Source organism: Treponema sp. R80B11-R83G3 (assembly GCF_054786115.1).
In genome coordinates this window covers 18449-37326 of record NZ_BDHF01000030.1, presented here as the reverse complement: position 1 = coordinate 37326, position 18878 = coordinate 18449, and the positions used below count along the sequence as shown (strand labels likewise).

The window sequence follows — 18878 nt, the reverse complement described above, 5'->3', positions numbered from 1 at the left end:
TTGAGTAGGAAGCCCGCGATCCTTTCCATAATAGCCTGCGTTTTATTATGGGGATTTTCATTTATTTCCATTAAAGAATCTCTGCCGGTTTTTCCGCCCATGACGCTGGGAGCCGTGCGTTTCGCCATCGCCATTGCGGTGCTTTTTTTAATGTACCGATTTTCCTCAGGGTGGCAAAGCTCAAACAAGACGCTTAAATCGGATATGCCATTATTAATAGGCTCAGGTTTGGCGGGGGTTACTTTTTATTTCTTCTTTGAAAACAACGGCGTGATGCGGGTTACGGCATCGGAGGCTTCCATTATCACGGCGGCAATTCCCGTGCTTACAATGATCGCCGATTGGCTCGTGGCAAAATTATCATTAAAAACAAAAAACACGGACAGTAATAAGTTTGACAATGTGCCAAATGATAACACGCCGAGTCTTGGCTGGCAATCGTGGTTGGGGGCGTTTATTTCTATCGCCGGAGTCGCGTTTGTCGCGGGAGTTTCTTTTTCTATTTCTGGGAGCATATCCGGTTATGTTTACATGGGGGGAGCGGCGTTGTGCTGGGTTTTCTACAGCCTGCTTACACGGCCACTATTCGACAGAAAACGCCCCCGCCTCTACATCGTATTCTGGCAAAATTTTTTCGGCTTTTTGGGACTGCTTCCATTTGCCATGCTGGAATACAAAAACTGGGGACATCCCACATTGCCTGTTATGCTTCATGTGCTATTTCTGGCTCTTGGCTGTTCCGCTATCGGGTACTGGCTCTACGCACACGCGATGGAAGTGCTGGGAGTGTCTACAACGTCCGTGTTTATCAATTTAATTCCGGTAGTAACGGTAATTTCAGGATTCATCGTCCTGCATGAAAGGCTTACACTTCTTCAAGGGGCGGGAGCGGCGCTGGTTCTCGCGGGGGTATATTTAACAATACTGCCGCAACGCGAAAAAAGCCTTTAAGGAGAAAACGGTATGCAAAGACTTTTTATATCGGTAAACTGTGATGAAAAAGTAAAAAAACAGATTCTCCATGTACAGGAAAAAATTAAAGGTCTGTCAATAAAAGGAAATTTTTCACTGCCAGAAAATATTCACCTAACGCTTGTCTTTATCGGCGAGACTCCCGATGAGACAATACCGCTTTTAACTTCCGCGATTGAAAAATCGCTTATGCAGTCCACCGCGCCATTTACGCTAACTTTCACCACGGCAGGCTGTTTTAAGCACAGTAATAAAGAACTATGGTGGATAGGGACTGATAATAATGATAAGCGTCTTGACATTCTAAAAACAATCAGAGGGCGTATTACGAATGATTTAATTTCTAAGGGCGTACAATTTGACAACAGGCCTTTTAACCCGCACATTACTCTTGGCAGGGAAATAAAACATGAACTGCCTATTGTTATCCCCAAACAGGAAATTGTCTATCCCGTAAACCGGATTAGTTTGATGAGATCGCAGCGTATTAGCGGAAAATTAACTTATACGGAAATATACGGAGCGGATTTAAGAGGAGAGTAAACTCTTTGCCCCTGAATTTTCCAATATCTTAATAATGCCGGTAAAACTTTTATTTTTAGCGTGCGCCAACGGAGTGACTCCGTCTTTATCCGGCAAATTAACATCCGCGCCGGAATCAACCAAAAGACGCACAACCTCAGTATGCCGCTTTCCTCCGTCTCCCAATATGATTGCCTCAAGTAACGCCGTCCACCCAATCCTGTTAATATGATTAACGCGGATGTCCGTTTTTAAAAGTTCTCTTATTATTTCAACATGACCTCGGTCGGCGGCGCGGATAAGCCCTGTTCCGTTGTAACTGTCCGTACTGTAGACATCCGCTCCGGCTTTGAGAGTTTTCTTCAGTAACTCCGTATATCCATCGGAGGTTGAAATTAAATAGGCGCTTTGCAGGGTATCGTCTTTCATGTTAACATCCGCGCCGGCGGCAATCAGCAAATCGGCAATTTCAAGATTATTTTTGTAAGCGGCGGCCACAAGGGCGCATCTGCCTTCCCTGTCCTGCGCGTGGATATAAACATCCTTCTTGAGTAATGATTTTACGGCTTCAATATCGCCTTTGTCCGAGGCGGTTATAAGCTGTAAACCTTCTTTCCTTGTTTGTTCTGAACAAATTGTTAAACTCATACTCTAAAATCCCTTCTTCCCCGTTTAATTTCTTCCAAATGATTAACAACAAGCTTGCGCATTTTTTCATTCGGTATATTTTCAATCTCGCTCTTTATTAATTCTTCCCCGGCGTCTCTTGTGCCGCTTGCAGCGTAATCAATCAGGTACTCCTGCAAAGTCATAAGCGCGTTGGGCAGACAGCAGTTTTGTATCTGTCCTGATTTGCAAAGCGACATAAAGCGGTCGCCGGTGCGCCCTTCGCGGTAGCAAGCCGTACAAAAACTGGGTATAAATTTATCTTTTATAAGCCAGTTTACCACTTCGTCAAGAGGGCGGTTATCGTTGACTTTAAATTGTTTTGTGTTACCCTCTTCCTCTTTTTCATAACCGCCGACGCTGGTGCGCGAACCGCCGCTGATTTGGGATACTCCAAGTTCCAAAACTTTTTTCCTGCATTCTTCGCTTTCCCTTGTTGAGACAATAATTCCCGTATAGGGGACGCTGATCCGCAGACACGCGGCGATCCTTGCAAAAGTATCGTCATCTATGCCGTGTCTGAAGGAACCGGGGTTTATTCCCTCGGCGGCGCGTATGCGCGGAACGCTTATGGTATGGGGGCCTACGCCTTGCGCCGCTTCCAAATGTTCGGCGTGCATAAGTATCGCTATAAAATCGTAAAGATACTGGCCAAGACCGAATAAAACTCCCAGTCCCACATCGTCTATTCCGCCTTGCATTGCCCTGTCCATAGCTTCGGTGTGCCAGTTATAATCAGATTTTGGACCTGACGGGTGCAGTTCTTTATACCTTTCCCTGTTATATGTTTCCTGAAACAGAATATATGTTCCGATACCCGCGTCTTTAAGCAGTTTATAATTATCTGTTGTTGTGGCGGCAATATTCACATTCAAGCGGCGTATCGAGCCGTTTTTATGCTTTATGCCGTATATCGTTTCTATTGACTCGACGATATATTCAATGGGGTTATTAACCGGGTCTTCTCCCGATTCTATGGCAAGGCGTTTATGCCCCATATCCTGTAAAGCAATCGCCTCCCTGCGGATTTCGTCCTGTGAAAGTTTTTTTCGCGCCATCGTTTTGTTTTGAGAATGATAAGGGCAGTACAAACAGCCATTTACGCAATAATTGGAAAGGTACAACGGCGCGAAAAGAACTATTCTGTTCCCGTAAAACGCCTCTTTTATCCGCCTCGCAAGACGGAAAATTTCGTCTTTATCGCCCGCTTCCAAAACAAGAGCCGCCTCGCGGTGGTTTAATCCCTTGTTTTCAGACGCTTTTTGCATTAGCTGGCGAATTAAATTCCCGTTGTGTTTGTTTTCCCCTACCCAATCAACAGTAGCCTTAATTTCCTCATGGCAAATAAATTCATCGGCGCTCATCGAAGCGGCGTTATACATAACAATCACTTCATTTTGAATACACTACTTGCGCGCTCACTCCGTCAAGCCTGCCGATTTTCCCCGAAATAGCGCTGATTGTATCTTGCGGCGCGTCAATGGCAACGCTGATGATGTTTACATTTTTTTTGTGATAGGGAATGCCCATTCGCCCTATTAGGTACTGCGCGTATTCATGCAATATTCCGTTAAGTTTTTCAGCGCTCTCCGTGTTTTCAACAATTATCGCTATTATTGCGACTCTGCTTTCCATGTCTCATACCTCCTTAACATAAAAAAAGCGCCTGAAAAGGCGCACTAATCTCATGACATGAGACATAACGCCTTTTACTTTGAGTAATCGCGTTAATAAAAACGCTCTTAGTCTCAGTGTCAGGATCACTTATATTTAATATCTACATTATATCATTTATAATTATTTGTCAACGCTTTTTTTGGGAATTTTCCAATTTTTGAATCTACACGAACAGCGACTAGATATGAAACTAAAGGTTCGCGGTGTTCGTGTGGTTCGTGGTAAAATTCTTCTCTTCTTCCCCCTTGACAACAATCCTAAACACCTGTATAGTCTTTATATGGCTCAGGACCTGCACGAAAAAATTTCAGTTCTCTCAGGCGCTGCAAAGTACGACGCGTCCTGCGCCACTTCGGGAAGCAGCGGCTTTACCGGCAAGGGCGGGAAAAAGTTCGGTACCAGCCTGCCTATGGGAGTATGCCACAGTTGGACTGGGGACGGGCGCTGCGTCAGTTTGCTAAAGGTTTTGTTTTCCAATGTTTGCAAATACGACTGCGCGTACTGCGTCAACCGCGCTTCCGCCGACATTAAAAGGGCAAGTTTTACAGTCAGGGAGTTAGCTGAATTAACTTGCGAATTTTATAAACGCAACTATATCGAAGGGCTTTTTCTGTCGTCGGGAATTTTCGCCGACCCCGACATCGTAATGGAAAAACTGACCGATACCGCGAAAACTCTCAGGACGGAAATGGGCTTTGGCGGCTATATCCACTTAAAATTAATTCCCGGCACGGGCGATAAAATGATCCGCGAGGCGGGAAAGTGGGCCGACAGGTTAAGCGTCAATATCGAGCTTCCAACTGAAAAAAGCCTTCAATGCCTCGCGCCTGAAAAATCAAAAAAAGCGATTATCGGAGCGATGAATGATTTCTCCTGTTTAAGCAGTGAAATGGAAGAGGCTAAACATAAAAGCAAATTTCTTCCGCAGGGAAAAACATCGGATATTCAATTCGCTCCGGCAGGTCAAAGCACTCAACTTATTGTCGGCGCTACAAACGAGGACGACAGGCAGATCATCAATTTGACAAGTTCGCTCTATAATAAATTTTCATTAAAGCGTGTGTACTATTCGGCGTTTATTCATCCGGGCAGTTACGCGAATAAAGAAAATATTTTTGACCCGCGCCTTCCTGAAACTTCCGGCCCGCCGCTTGTAAGGGAACACCGCTTGTATCAGGCGGACTGGCTTTTACGCTTTTACCATTTTGAAGCCAAGGAAATTTTAACTGAAGACCAGCCTTTCCTTGACGCGCATATCGACCCTAAAACCGCGTGGGCGTTAAAAAATTTGGATTTTTTCCCAATTGAAATAAACAGCGCCGATTACGAAACCTTGCTGCGCATTCCCGGCATCGGCGCTAAAACGGCGCGGCGTATAATAGAAAGCCGGCGTTCCCGCGCTTTGACAATAGAAAACCTTCACAGGATGGGGGCGACTTTAAAACGCGCCCGTTATTTTTTATCCGCAGGCGGCGCGTATATCGACAAACCTGACGATCCCGCCCGTATCCGCCGCCTGCTCTCAGACGCTGACGGCGAGGGGCTTCAACTGCCGCTTTTCGAGTTTTAATATGAGAATGAGCCTTGCTAAAGTTTTTTCCAATATAAGCGGCGCGCCTTATGTTTTCAGTGAAGAAAAATTACTTGAGCTTACCGCAAATGAACAGACACAGCGGCTTAATAAAGCGGACATTGATTTTGTCACTTTTTATTTTTCCAATGAATTTAATGTTTCGCAGTTGGAAGAAACAGCGCGAAACCTCTTTGAATTGTCAGCTAACGCTTTTAACGGCATTATTATGGCGTGGATCAGCGAGCTTCCCATAGAAAAAGAAATAATCTCCTTTGGCAAAGGAATTTTATCCGCCGCGCAAAATTTTAACGGTACGGATGACAAACGCCGCGCGGCGGAAAGAGCGGCGAATAACCGCGCAAACGCCGATGTGTTAACAGTGCTAACCACGGCAAACAGAGTACAGATTGAAGTTCACAGGATGATGGGGCTTTTGCGGTTTTCCGTGAATGAAGACGGACAGTACGTTGCAAAATGCGATACTGATCATTTTGTCCTTCCCTGCCTTGGAGAGTTTTTTACCGCCCGTTTTGGAGATACCCCCTGGGCAATTATTGATGAAAAGAGAAGTTTGCGCCTTGGACGCAAGCCGGGAGATAAGGCAAAAATCGACATTTTAGAAGAATCCATTGAAGGCATTCCATGCGCCGAAAACGACGAATGGGAAGAGCTTTGGAAGCACTACCACAAAACAATTAACAACGAAGACCGCAAAAACACCGATTTACAGCGGCAATTCATGCCCAAACGCTACTGGAAACACTTGCCAGAAATGTAACCTTTAACGTCTTTTATTACTTTCTTATTTAGATTATAATAATACACAGGTCTGGAGGTGGACCAAAAAGAAAAGTTTCTACCACGAACCACACGAACCAACACGAACAACAACAAGATACGGACAAAAAGTTCGTGATGTTCGTGTGGTTCGTGGTTAATTCTTCTGAGGAGGTTTTCGCGTCTGAAGTCGTCTGTTCTGCCCATAATTTATCTTTTTTTTACTTTTTTCCTCTTTTACATACCCGCACAGGCTGTTGAGTTGGGGCTTGAAGACGCCGTTAATCTTGCGCTGGAAAACAATCTTTCATTGAAAAAGACTGAGATTGATCTTACTGCAAGCGGCTATTCGGAAAAAAATCTTTGGTCGGAAATTTTTCCATCGATTAGCGCAAACGCAAGCGCAGGGTACAGAAACAATCTTTTAGGCGAGGTTGTCCCTTCCGGCTCGGGTTTTAATTACAGCGTCGGCCTTGGCGTCAGCCTTGGCTTGAATGTGGGAATCCCTTACGCGCTGAAAAATATTAAATTGGCTCATCAGGGGAATATATTAAAATATGAGGATGCGAAAAATCAACTATCAATTCAAATTACCAAATTGTTTTTTTCGCTTGTCGCCGAAAGAAACAACCTTCTGCTTCTTGAAGAAATATTTAATCTTGCGCAAAGGCAGTACGCAAGAAGCGAGGTTTCATTCAGGAACGGGCTTGTAGGGGAGCTTTCCCTTATACAGAGCAGTCTTACGCTGGAAAACGCGCGGTACAATTTAAGCGCGGCAAAAATCGCGCACAAAAACAATATGTCGGATTTTCTAGCCACTCTTGGATTGTCCGATGAAGACACAATACTGTTAGGTGAAGTTAAAATCGTAAAGATTGAAGCGGACGCGGAACCGCTTATAAATGAGTATCTTCCAAAGCGGCCCGACATTATAAGGGCGAATCAGGAAATTGAAAGGCTGTCATTAGCGCAAAAGCAAACATTATTGCAATCTAAAGCCCCTTCTTTAAATTTATCGGTGGAATGGGGCAGTTCTAACTTTGATCCGTTTTCTGACACCTTAAGTGCTACCGCCCGTCTTAGCATACCGATTGACCCGTGGATTCCCGGGACGGCAAAAGATCAGGCTGTATCAAAAGCGTCTGACTCTATAGAAAAAGCAAAACTTGACCTTGCATCTGCGGAAAATTCCGCAAAAACTCAAGTGCGCTCGCTATGCGCCCTATTACGCAATTCATGGGACAGCATACTAATCGCACGCCAAAGCCTTACCGCGTCTCAGAGAAGTTATCAGCTAACGGAACGGGGGTTTAATAACGGAACGGTTGAATCTTTAACATTACAGGACGCGCGCAACAATATGGCAAACGCGAGACAGCGTTTATTGCAAACGGAGCTTTCATATTTTAATATGATTCTGGATCTTTCATCAGCCCTGAATATCGACTGGAAAAATCTTATTCAAACTTATGGAGTGTCAAGTGAAAAAATCTAAAATAATCACCATTGCTATTATTTCGCTTATCGCGTTGTTTGCCGTCCTTATCGCGCTTAAATTTCTTGTTCCGTTAAAGGCAAAAACTTCCGCTCAGGCGCAGGGAACGGGCAGTTCTGTAAGCGCTAGCAGCGCTAGCAGCGCCGGCAACTCCAGCGGCAATCCGGGGAGCGGGTCTTCACGTAACGCTACTACTGTCCGCGTTACCCCTATTTCCGCCGGCACTATCGAAAAAAGCGTTATCATAAACGGCGAAATCTTAGCGCGTAACCAGGTGACCATCTACCCCACAGTCGGCGGAAAACTCGTCGATACAAGGCTTGGCATTGGTGACAGGGTTTCAAGCGGGCAGATTGTCGCGATGGTAGACCCTTCAAGACCGGGAGAAGTTTATTCGCGAAGCCCTGTTGTTTCTACCGTTTCGGGAACCATTTTACAGGCTCCCTACAGCATAGGCGACACGCTTACAACCCAGTCTCCCGTTTACACGGTCGGAGATTTGTCATCGTTGTTAGTTGAAACTTTTGTGCCGGAGAGGTTTGTCTCTTCAGTCAGGCAGGGAATGCGCGCCCAGCTTTGGCTTGAAGCTATAAGCGGCGAGACATTTAACGCCGAAGTTATTGAAATTAATCCGGTAATTGACCCCGCAAGCAGAACGTTAAGAATACGCCTGCGGTTTCTGGCTCCCGATCCGCGAATAAAAGCGGGAATGTTCGCCACTATCAGCCTAATTACAAGCCGTAAAGTCGATGTTCCCGTTATTCAAAGAACTTCCGTCATAAATACCTACGGTTCATGGATTGTTTTTACAGTAGACGAAAACAATATAGCGAGGCGGCGCGAAGTAACATTGGGTATTGATAACGAAGACTTTTTTGAAATATTAGGCGGCTTGAGCATGGGGGAAAATGTCGTAAGCGCGGGGCAGAATTTTCTTTCAGACGGCGATCTTGTAAGAATTACGGAATAACGGGGGTTATATGACAATAAGTGAATATTCGGTAAAACGTCCCGTAACAGTCGTGATACTGTTCGCCCTTACCATCGGAATAGCCTTTACGTTACTCGCAAATCTAGCGCTTGACCTCTACCCTTCCATAGCGAGTCCCGTTCTTTCCATATATACCCGTTTCCCCGGCGCGGGGCCGCAAGATATTGAACGCAATGTTACGGAACGGCTCGAGCGCTCCCTATCTTCATCAAGGGGGCTTGTCAATATGACAAGCAATTCACAGTTTGAAGCGAGTTTTATCAATTTGGAATTCGCTTATGGGACAAACATGGATAAAGCGGCTAACGACGCGCAAATACTTCTTAACAGGCTTGTCAATTCGCTGCCTGACGGGGTTCAAACCCCTACTGTGCGCCGTTTTGACATGAGCACTCTGCCGATTATGCGCCTAATCGTAAGGGGAAATTATCCGCCGGATCAACTGCGTATTTTTGCGGAAGATGAAATCCAGTCCAGTATAGAAAGAATCGAGGGCGTAGCGGCTGCTGAAGTAACAGGCGGCACTACGCAGATTGTAAAAGTAGAAGTTTCGCTTAACAGGCTTGCGGCTTTTAACCTTACGTTAAATGACATCTCAACTTCGTTAAATGGGCAAAACGTGCTTTCTTCAGGCGGCAATTTAAGGCGCGGCACTCGCGAGTACCAAATTATGACTCAGGAAGAATTGGTCAGCGTCGATCAGATAAAAAGGCTGGCGGTAAAATCCGTGCCAATTTCGGGAACGGGACAAACAGCCCGTTATCAGATTATCCGCGTTGAAGACGTAGCCGACGTTTTTATGGGTTACAATGACAACGCGTCAAGGGTTAGCGTAAACGGACAGAGCGGAGTTTATATTCAGGTAACGAGCGAAAGCGGCAGTAATCAGGTAAAAGTGTCCGACAGGGTACAGGCCGCGCTTGCCGAGATTAACGCCACTCTTCCGCAGGGCATAACGCTTGCGGTTCTTTCAGATAACACGACGATGATTCGCGCCACAATGAGCCAAGTTTATAATAACGCCATTCAAGGCGGCGTTCTTGCCATGTTCATACTTCTTTTATTTTTGCGTAACATAAAGGCGACTATAATCATAGGGCTTTCAATTCCCATTTCCATGCTGCTCACCCTTATGTCAATGTCAATTTTCGGCTTTACATTGAACCTTATGACAATGACAGGGCTTATTATGGGCATGGGCATGACGCTTGACGCTTCCATCGTTATTCTTGAAAATATCCATAATTACCGTGAGCGCGGGGCCAAGTCATCAGTCGCAGCGATTTTGGGAAGCAGAGAGATGTTACGCGCCATAACAGCCTCGACCGCCACTACCCTATGCGTATTTGTCCCGCTTATCATTTATAAAAATGACCTTAAAGAAATGGGGCTTATGTTCAACGATCTTATTTTTACGGTGGTAATAACATTGACTGTTTCTATTGTTGTCGCGGTTACCCTCGTTCCAAGCCTTTCAGGTTCCATTTTAAAGATTGAAACACGGATACAAAAACCGATAAAAAACAAAATATTGAGTATAATAGACGAGAAAATTGAATCTGCCCTGCTGTTTATGGAAAAAAATTACCGCATTGCCCTTGATTACTGCCTCTCACACAGGCTTATAATTATCGCTCTTGTCGTTCTTATTCTTGTCTTTTCGCTTTTTCAATTCAGCGGAATTGGAATGAATATGTATGTCCGTATGCGCACCGACGACAATGTAACGCTCAACGTCATGATGCCCCGTGGAACCGCCATTGACGTTACTGAAAAAGTGTTATTCGACATTGAGGATATTGTCAAGCGTGAGGTGAAAGGTTACAATAACCTTGTCCTGACGGCGACTCGAAGCGGAAATAACCAGGGGTCGATACAGATCACGCTTCCCCCTCCCGCAAGGCAAATAGACACGCCCGATACGATTATGAAAAAACTTACCCCCTACCTTAATTCAATTCCCGGAACGCGGATAAGTTTTAGGGCTGGGCGCGGCATAGGAAGCACCTCTCCAATTGAAATTGCCGTCAGCTCAAAAAATTACGCGCTGTTAATGGATACTGCCCAGGATATTCAACATATTATTATGAATTATCTGCCTGATATAGAAAATCCTACAGTAAATGTCGATGAAGGCGCCCCGCAGTTGCAGATAGAGATTGACCGCGACCGCGCGTCAAGTTTTGGTTTGTCTATTTCCGCAATAGCGTCCGAAATCCTAACGGCAATGGACGGATATGCCGCAACCACAATGAGCAATGGCCGGCGGCTTATAGACGTACAAGTGCGTTTAAGAAACGAAGACAGGCAAGGCTTTCCAAATCTTGACGCGATTTCCGTAATCAGCCGAAGCGGGGCGCGGGTGTCGCTTTCCAACGTGGCAAGAATAAACGAAGGAAGGGCGCCTTCTTCAATACGGCGCGAAAAACAAGAGCGCGTTATTCGCATAACGGGGGGACTAGGGCCTGGAATCGCCGCTACCGATATGCAAAAACTCCTTATAGAAACGGTAAATCAGCGGCTTGTTCAGAGGGAGGGCGTGACGGTGCGTTTCCTTGGGGAAGCGAACGATATTCAATCTTATACGTCTCGTTATGTGCTAATAGTGGCCGTCGCTATCTTTTTAGTTTTTGGAGTCATGGCGAGCCAGTTTGAATCTTTTGTCGATCCGCTAATTATTTTCTTTTCGATACCGCTGTTGTTTATCGGAGTTATATGGATTTACAAGTTAGGCGGACAGGCGATGACGATGTTCTCCGTTGTCGGCATTATCGCCCTTGTCGGAGTTGTCGTAAATAACGGAATTGTTTTAGTAGATTACACAAACACGCTGCGCGCCCGCGGCATGAAAGTGCGCGAAGCGTGTCTGGAAGCCGGAAGAAGGCGTTTGCGCCCGATTTTAATGACAAGCCTTACAACAATCCTTGGAATGGCCCCAATCGCGTTTTTCCCTGGAGCCGGCGCGGATACCATTCAGCCGATTGGGAAAACATTTGTCGGAGGCCTTATCGTAAGCACGTTTATGACGATCTTTGTTACCCCCGTAATGTACTCCGTCCTGAACTCAAGGCACGATAAAAAAATTAAGGCTGAAAATTGATCTTATGGAAAAAATAAAAGCAGTCATTGTCGGGCTTGGGCGGATAGCCTCCCTGCTTGAAGAAGACGCGTTACGTGAAAAGCCATGCACCCACGCGGGGGCAATTTCCGCTAATGGAGACCTCGCTCTTGCCGCTGGCTGCGACACAAATGAAGAAAGACGCGCGTCTTTTGCCGAAAAATGGCAGGTTCCCGTCTTTGCGGACGCGCCGCAAATGCTTAGTATCCACAAGCCGCAAATCCTAGTAATTGCCACGCACCCAGACAGCCACTATTATTACTGCCGTCTTGCCGCAGAAATGCAAGTTCCTGTAGTAATCTGTGAAAAGCCGCTTGCGGATAATATTGGAAAAGCGCGGAAAATAGCGCGTCTTGCGCAAAGAGGCGCTCCAATTATCATCACAAACCATGAACGGCGTTACTCGCAAGATTATATCCGCGCAAAAGAAATTCTTAAAGAGGGAAAATTGGGAACGCTTTTATGCGTCCGCGCCGTTCTTTACATGGGAAAAACTACCCGCCTTGTAGACGCGCTTTGGCATGACGGAACCCACCTTGCTGACGCGATAATGTTCCTTACGGACACCATATTGAAACACCGCCGAAGTTGGGGCGCGAAACTGACTTCACGAAATGGAACCGCATGGCTTGAAGGTTCGCTAAACAGGGAAAAAGAGCCTCCTATCCCCCTGTTACTGGAAATAGGCGCAGGACGCGATCATTTAGTTTTTGAGATTGATTTTTCCTGCGAAAAGGGCAGATTACGCGTCGGTAACGGCGTATTTGAAGTCATGGAAAGCGTCCCAAGCCCCTACGCCGAAAAATTCCGCTCCCTTAAAAATACTGGCGAAGTTTTTTCAGGGCAGACCGGTTACTTCGCCAATATGTTAAAAGACGCGCTCTCTTGCGTTAAAGACCCGCGTCACGCGCCTGTATCAGGAGCGGTTGACGGGTTAAGGGTTATTGAATATTTAAACAGCGTAAAGAAATGGCGGTAAATCTGTTGTTATGTGCAATGTTTATTGACAAAATTATGTAAAATATTTTAAAATAAATATATGAAAATATCATACATAAAAAAAATATTTATTCTTTTGATGATTGTAATTATTTATTTAATTACTTCGTGTACCACAATATCTACAAAGACTTATCAGGTAGAAACGCCCCTATTGGAAGAACAGAAGAGCTTAAAAATTGTCTTAATCTCCGACTTACATAGTACGATTCATGGAAAAGATCAAAGCATACTAATCAATAAAGTTAAGGAGATTAATCCCGATTTAATAGTATTATCCGGTGATATTTTTGACGATGTTGCCCCAATGGCCGGAACAAAATTATTATTAGCGGGAATTTCCGGAATTGCGCCTATTTTTTATGTTACCGGCAATCATGAATATATGAGCCGTAATATACGGAAAATCAGGGAAGTACTTGCGTCTTATGGGGTAATTATTTTATCAGATAACTATACAATAATTGAAATAAATAACACTGAAATAGTTATTGCGGGAATAGATGACCCTTATAAGAAAAAATATGAAACGCCTAATTATAATCAAAAGGAAAGTATGGAAAGCGCGTTTAGGGAATTAGATAAAATACAATTATATAAAATATTAATAGCGCATCGCCCCGAACTGATTGAAGATTATAAAAAATACTCATTTGATTTAATTTTATCAGGACATACGCACGGAGGGCAAGTTATAATTCCTAATATGATTAATGGATTATACGCGCCCAATCAAGGGTTTTTCCCAAAATATGGCGGCGGAATTTATATTCATGGAAATACAACGCATATTATAAGCAGGGGGCTTTCCATTAGCCCATTACTTCCTAGAATATTTAACCCTCCTGAATTGGTAATAATTATTATAGAAGAAAAATGGCCATATTAAACGATACATTTAATTATAATCTTATATGGAGGGAAGGGAGGAAATAAGGCAATGCTTCATATATTTATCTATATAAAATTATACTATTTTTCATCCTAATTTTGATAATATTAAACTTATTGATTGCGTAATATTATCCGTATTCCACATAATAAATAACAATTTTGTCGGTGATAGACGATAATACTGTATTATAACAGAATCACCTTCAAAATCATCAATATAAATAGTATCATCAATTTCCTTATAATCAGTAGCACGAAACAATGTATTAATAATTATTACTTCATTATTATTAAACCTTATAAATTCAATTTTCTCTCCATCTGTAATAAGTCCCCAACTTCCATTTAATGAGCGATCAAATGCAGACAATGAAAATGTGATACTAAAGAAAAAAACTATAAAAATATATTTCTTCATACAATTCCCCCAATATCCCATATTTTCAAAAAAACATCATATTGTCAATAGTCTTTTCAATAATATTTTCAAACAAAATTTCAAGAAGAATAGCATCTAATTTATTATATGTATATTTTCTCAATAAAAAACAATCACTCTTGTCGGAAGGGGGGATTTGGGGTTCCAGTCGCCGACATCCTGTCAGCGACTGGAACCCCCGCCTGCGCGTTCCCCGGCGCGTCCATGCGCCGGAATTTTTCTGGCAAGGCTTGCGCCTTGGAATTTTTCACGGAACGCTACGGTTCAAATCCCCCGATCTTTTAGTTTTAAAGAATTTTTCAATAATAATTTATTTTTCAATTACTGATAAATTTATCGGAAGGGGGGGATTTGAACCCCCGACATCCTGGTCCCAAACCAGGCGGAATAGCCGCTATCCTACCCTCCGTGGTTTTGTGTTTTAGCGGCAATAGGACTCGGACCTATGACCCAACGGATATGAGCCGTTTGCTCTACCAACTGAGCTATGCCGCCTTAACAACACTGCCGCCTAAAAGCGGCTTTTCTCTGTTTATCACTTTTATAAAAAAGTGTCAAGTAAGGTAAAATTCCTTGTCTTTAAAAGGATTTTTAAGCTAATTGCTAATTACTCATTCCTAATTGCTAATTGCTCATTCCTAATTGCTAATTCCTCATTACTAATTGCTAACTGCTAATTGCTAACTGCTAATTGCTAATTGCTCATTCCTAATTGCTCATTGCTAATTGCTAAATCAGCTTAAATTCTTTCGCTGCCATGCTTAATTCGCGGTTCCAGCGGGAGCCATTCAGGTATTGGCGGCGGGTTTCGTTGTCGTCTATCCGGCCGGCGCGGCGTTGTAGGCGCTTAAATGCCATGCTGACGGCGGTGCTCATGTCTACTAGACTGGCTTCCGCTTGCACAAGAATACGGTACTTCGCGTAAAAATAAAAAGCGTCCCAAGGGTCCATTTCGCAGAGTTTTTCATCGCGGAGAATATTTTGCATTTCATGAAGAGCCTCTTCGCATCCGTCGTGTGACAGGCGGCTTAAGGCTAGGGAATGAAAAAGTGAAATCATTCTGCTTTGAATTTCACCGTGGGTAAAATACAGATGTTCGCATTGGGCGAAACCGCTGCGCCAGTCCGCCTGTTCGGTATAAAGATAATTTTCTTCCAAAAAAGGATTGTTATGTGAAGATGAAAGTTCAACCGCTCTTTTATAATTTCCGGCAAGATAAGCCGCTTCAATTTCAAATAAATCAGCATCGTGATTCGCAGGTTCGGGTTTAGGTATGTTTGGATTGTCAAAATATATTTTTGAACGGTAAATCCACGCCGCCATTAGGTTTTCTTTTTCACATGTCATGCTGCCATATGGCTCCTTTAATAAACCGTCAAAAATATCGTGGGCTTGCCGGTAATGGCCAAGATCAAATTCTATACGCCCTTCCAAAAAACGCGAGCGATCCGCCCAATCAGGACGGCCTGCGGCAAGCGATTGCTTAATGGATCTGTTTGCGAGATCGGCGGCGTGAAAAACGTCTCCATGCAAGAATTGGGCGGCGGCGGAATAATATGCGGATAACGACATTTCATGGTAATTGCCGGCTTTTTCAGCGTTTGATAGGGCGAATCCAAGGTATTCAATCGTTTCATTTACCTGCTGTTTGGAAAGGCATACAAGCGAGAAAAGCCGGTATGCCTGGGGCAGACAGAATGAATTCTTACTCTGCCCTAGTAAAATAGCCTCTTTTGCTTTTTCCGCCGCGCCTTTCTCGTCATGCCGCCCAAAATGATAACCGCTGTGATTAACAAGTATCTGCGTTTTAAGCACGGGGAACAGATCGTATAACGTGCTTAAACTGTCCAGCGGATTATCAGTAAATGTCGTTTCTATCTCTTTTTCATTGCCTGTAATTAGCGCTTTTGACGTTTTATAAATATGCCTTATAGCGGCGGCTTTTGCGTCAACCATCTGTTCAAATTGTCCGTTATTCATCGCCGTTTCTATCGCCATAATTGTTTTATTTACAATATCAGAAGAAAATGATTTTAACAGTAACAGTTCGTCGATCTGTTTTATGCCGTCAAGACTTGCGATAATTGTCAACAAGCGAAAACAGGGATTTAAATTTCTTCTTGCCGCCCAGTTTAAAAGACGTTTGCGGACTATTTCTTTAATTCTTGCGGCTTTATCATTTAAAACTTTAAATGCGTGTTCTTCAAAAAGCCTGTTTATTAGGCGCGGTTCGCGAAGATTGTCTATTATGCCCATTTTATGAAGTATTGAAAAAGCTTTGGTAATCATTACGGGATTCTTATCTTCTTCCTCAAATAACCGTTGAAAAAGTTCTGGGGAAAAATATCGGCTGAAAAGCGATATGGCGTAGATAATCTCCCATAGATCTATCGAAAGTTTCGGATAATATATCGCGTTCACCTTAATTCCGTTAACCTTTGTGACATTATTAAAAATTACTTCCCACTGTTTTAATTTATCTTGCGATATGCCGTCCTCGCCCGTTCCTAAAACTAATAATTTTTGGGCGTTTCGTTGGTTTATTTCAGCTAACGCGTCAATCAATAAAGACATCGCGCTGTTTTCCGCAAGATGAACATTTTCCAGTAATAATACGGGAGTTTTTTTTCTTTTACAGGCCGCTTCAATATAAAGATCAAAAATCAGCAACAGATACCTTCTGACGCAACGTATTATATATTCCGACACTTCATCTCGTATGCGTTCCCTGAAAAGGAATTCCCAAAGGTTGTCAATTTCATCGGTAGATTGCCCTGAAACTAACGAACGGATATTCAAAGACCATATATCGACAAGAGAACCAATCCCGATACTGTCAAAACAAATAGTTAATGCGGGAAAAGTATTGTTTAAATTATTATAATACTCATACAACACGCCGCGTATCTGTAAATAGAACGGGCAAAGCGTTAATGTATTCATGCCCTTTCCCTGTTCAAAGGCATTAATTATATTGGGTTGTAAATCAATTTCATTGATGGGCGGTTTCTTAAAAACTTTTAATTTATTAATTCTAAAATAACTGCCGCAGCCGTATTTTCGTTTTTTTATTCTTTTCAGCCACTCGGAAGGCTTATCAAAAGAAGCGTATGGTATCAATTTTTTTGCGGCCTTATCATCGACAAAAACGCCGCTTATTCCGGCTAAAAAACGGCAAAGCAATTCGGGGGAATCAGGGTATTTGCCGCTAATTAATAGCGAATAACCGAAGAACTCTTGCGAGGACTCGACACTTATCTTCAGATTTTCAATCAAAATATACATATCCAGCCAAAAACCAATCGTATCTTCGTTAAAAACTGCGGAAATTACAAATCGGTCGCCTGTGATTTTCCCGCCCGCGTCGCTTATCGCCCTTACAAGGGATTCGTCAACATGGCTGACAATATCCGGCCTAGTTCTCCGTAATTGGGACTTAAACTTCAGGAAAAAGAACAAATTTATCATATTACTTATTATCGGCATAAAACATACCTTTATATTTATAGAAAAATTTGAGATAATGGCCTTATGAGTATGAACGAAACGCCGTCTTCAAACCGACTGCATATCGCGTTTTTTGGCAGAAGAAACGCCGGGAAATCCAGCCTTGTAAACGCGGTTACAGGGCAAAATCTTGCCATTGTAAGCGATATGAAGGGTACGACGACAGACCCTGTTTTCAAGGCAATGGAACTGCTTCCGCTGGGGCCGGTTGTTATTATCGACACTCCCGGTTTTGACGACGAGGGCAAACTTGGAGAAATGAGGGTAAACAGGACTAAACAGGTTCTAAATAAAACGGACGCGGCGGTTCTGGTCATTGATGGGGAACTTCCGCCCGATTCTGCCCTATCCGCCGTCGAAGCGGAGTTAACCGCGCTTTTTAATGAAAAAAAAATCCCCTATATAATCGCGCTTAATAAATGCGATCTTTGTAATGCCGATTCCATGTCGATGGCGTCCGAGAGTGAAATTCTTCCCGTAAGCGCGAAGACGGGCTTTAACATTAATCAGTTAAAAGAAAAAATCGCGGCGTTGGCTCTTGAAAAAGAACCGGAACAAAGACTGGTCGCGGATTTAATCAAACCAAATGATTTTTTAGTCCTTGTAATCCCCATTGACAAGGCCGCTCCCAAGGGACGGTTGATTCTTCCCCAACAGCAGATGATACGCGACATTTTAGAAGCGGGCGCAAACGCGATCACCGTGCGAGAAACTGAATTGCGGCAGACGCTCGCCGACATCGGCAAAACGCCGTCCCTTGTAATCACGGACAGCCAGGCGTTCGCGCAGGTTTCCGCCATTGTGCCGCAGGAGATACCCCTCACTTCATTTTCAATTTTATTCGCCCGCTACAAGGGCTTTTTAAAAACTGCCGTCAAAGGAGCCGCCGCCCTTGACAATCTGCAAGACGGCGACAAAGTGCTTATCTGCGAAGGCTGCACCCACCACCGCCAATGCGATGACATCGGTACCGTGAAATTGCCGCGCTGGATTAGAAACCACTCTAAAAAAGAGCCGGAATTCAGTTTTTGTTCGGGAGGCGATTTTCCGCAGGATCTGTCTGCTTACAAGGTTGTCATTCACTGCGGAGCGTGCATGCTAAACGAGCGCGAAATGCACTACCGGCGCAAACATTCCGAAGAGCAAAATATCCCGTTTACAAATTACGGCATAACTATCGCCCACATGAATGGAATTTTAAAGCGATGCACGGCGATGCTTGATATTAATGATGAAGGATAATAACCA

General features: G+C 43.8%; 15 protein-coding genes and 2 tRNA genes. 10 read left to right on the top strand and 7 right to left on the bottom strand.

Features of this window, described 5'->3' with window-relative positions:
• Together ACYVRH_RS06110 and thpR are read left to right on the top strand one after the other, a co-directional pair.
• Entirely contained in the window at positions 1–951 is a 951-nt protein-coding gene (locus ACYVRH_RS06110; protein ID WP_461256040.1) for a DMT family transporter, read from the top strand.
• Between the two features lie 12 nt (positions 952–963).
• The gene (gene thpR / locus ACYVRH_RS06105) at positions 964–1515 is read left to right on the top strand and encodes an RNA 2',3'-cyclic phosphodiesterase (RefSeq protein WP_461256039.1); all 552 of its coding nucleotides are present in this window, start codon (positions 964–966) and stop codon (positions 1513–1515) included.
• Here the strand turns inward: thpR and ACYVRH_RS06100 are convergent.
• The 3 genes from ACYVRH_RS06100 to ACYVRH_RS06090 are packed head-to-tail and all read right to left on the bottom strand — an operon-like array spanning position 1501 to position 3795.
• Positions 1501–2142 carry an ankyrin repeat domain-containing protein gene (locus ACYVRH_RS06100; protein WP_461256038.1) on the bottom strand — a complete coding sequence of 214 codons (642 nt, stop codon included), beginning with the start codon at positions 2140–2142 and terminating at the stop codon, positions 1501–1503. The genes thpR and ACYVRH_RS06100 overlap by 15 nt on opposite strands.
• The gene (hydG, locus tag ACYVRH_RS06095; protein WP_461256037.1) at positions 2139–3542 is read right to left on the bottom strand and encodes a [FeFe] hydrogenase H-cluster radical SAM maturase HydG; all 1404 of its coding nucleotides are present in this window, start codon (positions 3540–3542) and stop codon (positions 2139–2141) included. Before hydG ends, ACYVRH_RS06100 begins: the two co-directional genes overlap by 4 nt.
• Before the next feature lie 10 nt (positions 3543–3552).
• On the bottom strand, positions 3553–3795 hold the full coding sequence (locus ACYVRH_RS06090; protein ID WP_461256036.1) for a TM1266 family iron-only hydrogenase system putative regulator: 243 nt from the start codon (positions 3793–3795) through the stop codon (positions 3553–3555).
• Positions 3796–4021: 226 nt separating this feature from the next.
• Between ACYVRH_RS06090 and ACYVRH_RS06085 the strand changes: the two genes are divergently transcribed.
• The 7 genes from ACYVRH_RS06085 to ACYVRH_RS06055 all read left to right on the top strand — a co-directional run bounded on the left by ACYVRH_RS06085 (position 4022) and on the right by ACYVRH_RS06055 (position 13679).
• Positions 4022–5407: a putative DNA modification/repair radical SAM protein gene (locus tag ACYVRH_RS06085; protein WP_461256035.1), complete on the top strand. Its 1386-nt coding sequence runs from the start codon at positions 4022–4024 to the stop codon at positions 5405–5407.
• A 7-nt stretch (positions 5408–5414) separates the two neighbouring features.
• The gene (locus ACYVRH_RS06080) at positions 5415–6188 is read left to right on the top strand and encodes a TIGR03915 family putative DNA repair protein (protein WP_461256034.1); all 774 of its coding nucleotides are present in this window, start codon (positions 5415–5417) and stop codon (positions 6186–6188) included.
• A gap of 261 nt (positions 6189–6449) precedes the next feature.
• Positions 6450–7682 (top strand): TolC family protein, encoded by a 1233-nt coding sequence (locus tag ACYVRH_RS06075; protein WP_461256033.1) that lies wholly within the window; start codon positions 6450–6452, stop codon positions 7680–7682.
• Entirely contained in the window at positions 7669–8652 is a 984-nt protein-coding gene (locus tag ACYVRH_RS06070) for an efflux RND transporter periplasmic adaptor subunit (RefSeq protein WP_461256032.1), read from the top strand. The genes ACYVRH_RS06075 and ACYVRH_RS06070 overlap by 14 nt, the downstream gene beginning before the upstream one ends.
• A 10-nt stretch (positions 8653–8662) precedes the next feature.
• On the top strand, positions 8663–11773 hold the full coding sequence (locus ACYVRH_RS06065) for an efflux RND transporter permease subunit (RefSeq protein ID WP_461256031.1): 3111 nt from the start codon (positions 8663–8665) through the stop codon (positions 11771–11773).
• 4 nt (positions 11774–11777) lie between these two features.
• On the top strand, positions 11778–12770 hold the full coding sequence (locus ACYVRH_RS06060; protein ID WP_461256030.1) for a Gfo/Idh/MocA family protein: 993 nt from the start codon (positions 11778–11780) through the stop codon (positions 12768–12770).
• Positions 12771–12830: 60 nt separating this feature from the next.
• Positions 12831–13679, top strand: coding sequence for a metallophosphoesterase (locus ACYVRH_RS06055; RefSeq protein WP_461256029.1), 849 nt, complete (start codon positions 12831–12833; stop codon positions 13677–13679).
• Positions 13680–13769: 90 nt separating this feature from the next.
• Here ACYVRH_RS06055 and ACYVRH_RS06050 read toward each other — a convergent pair whose 3' ends face one another.
• The 4 genes from ACYVRH_RS06050 to ACYVRH_RS06035 all read right to left on the bottom strand — a co-directional run bounded on the left by ACYVRH_RS06050 (position 13770) and on the right by ACYVRH_RS06035 (position 17609).
• Positions 13770–14102 carry a hypothetical protein gene (locus ACYVRH_RS06050; protein WP_461256028.1) on the bottom strand — a complete coding sequence of 111 codons (333 nt, stop codon included), beginning with the start codon at positions 14100–14102 and terminating at the stop codon, positions 13770–13772.
• 357 nt (positions 14103–14459) lie between these two features.
• A tRNA-Pro gene (locus tag ACYVRH_RS06045) sits at positions 14460–14532 on the bottom strand.
• Positions 14533–14545: 13 nt separating this feature from the next.
• Positions 14546–14618, bottom strand: a tRNA-Met gene (locus tag ACYVRH_RS06040).
• 234 nt (positions 14619–14852) lie between these two features.
• Complete coding sequence (locus tag ACYVRH_RS06035) at positions 14853–17609, bottom strand: hypothetical protein (protein WP_461256027.1); 2757 nt, start codon at positions 17607–17609, stop codon at positions 14853–14855.
• Between the two features lie 45 nt (positions 17610–17654).
• Between ACYVRH_RS06035 and hydF the strand changes: the two genes are divergently transcribed.
• Complete coding sequence (gene hydF, locus ACYVRH_RS06030) at positions 17655–18872, top strand: [FeFe] hydrogenase H-cluster maturation GTPase HydF (protein ID WP_461256026.1); 1218 nt, start codon at positions 17655–17657, stop codon at positions 18870–18872.
• Positions 18873–18878: the final 6 nt, after the last annotated feature.

What these genes read in the sequence shown, in the direction of transcription:
- thpR (WP_461256039.1), top strand. Translation starts at nt 964, where the DNA reads ATGCAAAGACTTTTTATATCGGTAAACTGTGATGAAAAAGTAAAAAAA.
- ACYVRH_RS06100 (WP_461256038.1), bottom strand. Translation starts at nt 2,142, where the DNA reads ATGAGTTTAACAATTTGTTCAGAACAAACAAGGAAAGAAGGTTTACAG.
- hydG (WP_461256037.1), bottom strand. Translation starts at nt 3,542, where the DNA reads ATGTATAACGCCGCTTCGATGAGCGCCGATGAATTTATTTGCCATGAG.
- ACYVRH_RS06090 (WP_461256036.1), bottom strand. Translation starts at nt 3,795, where the DNA reads ATGGAAAGCAGAGTCGCAATAATAGCGATAATTGTTGAAAACACGGAG.
- ACYVRH_RS06085 (WP_461256035.1), top strand. Translation starts at nt 4,022, where the DNA reads ATGAAACTAAAGGTTCGCGGTGTTCGTGTGGTTCGTGGTAAAATTCTT.
- ACYVRH_RS06080 (WP_461256034.1), top strand. Translation starts at nt 5,415, where the DNA reads ATGAGCCTTGCTAAAGTTTTTTCCAATATAAGCGGCGCGCCTTATGTT.
- ACYVRH_RS06065 (WP_461256031.1), top strand. Translation starts at nt 8,663, where the DNA reads ATGACAATAAGTGAATATTCGGTAAAACGTCCCGTAACAGTCGTGATA.
- ACYVRH_RS06060 (WP_461256030.1), top strand. Translation starts at nt 11,778, where the DNA reads ATGGAAAAAATAAAAGCAGTCATTGTCGGGCTTGGGCGGATAGCCTCC.
- ACYVRH_RS06055 (WP_461256029.1), top strand. Translation starts at nt 12,831, where the DNA reads ATGAAAATATCATACATAAAAAAAATATTTATTCTTTTGATGATTGTA.
- ACYVRH_RS06050 (WP_461256028.1), bottom strand. Translation starts at nt 14,102, where the DNA reads ATGAAGAAATATATTTTTATAGTTTTTTTCTTTAGTATCACATTTTCA.
- ACYVRH_RS06035 (WP_461256027.1), bottom strand. Translation starts at nt 17,609, where the DNA reads ATGCCGATAATAAGTAATATGATAAATTTGTTCTTTTTCCTGAAGTTT.
- hydF (WP_461256026.1), top strand. Translation starts at nt 17,655, where the DNA reads ATGAGTATGAACGAAACGCCGTCTTCAAACCGACTGCATATCGCGTTT.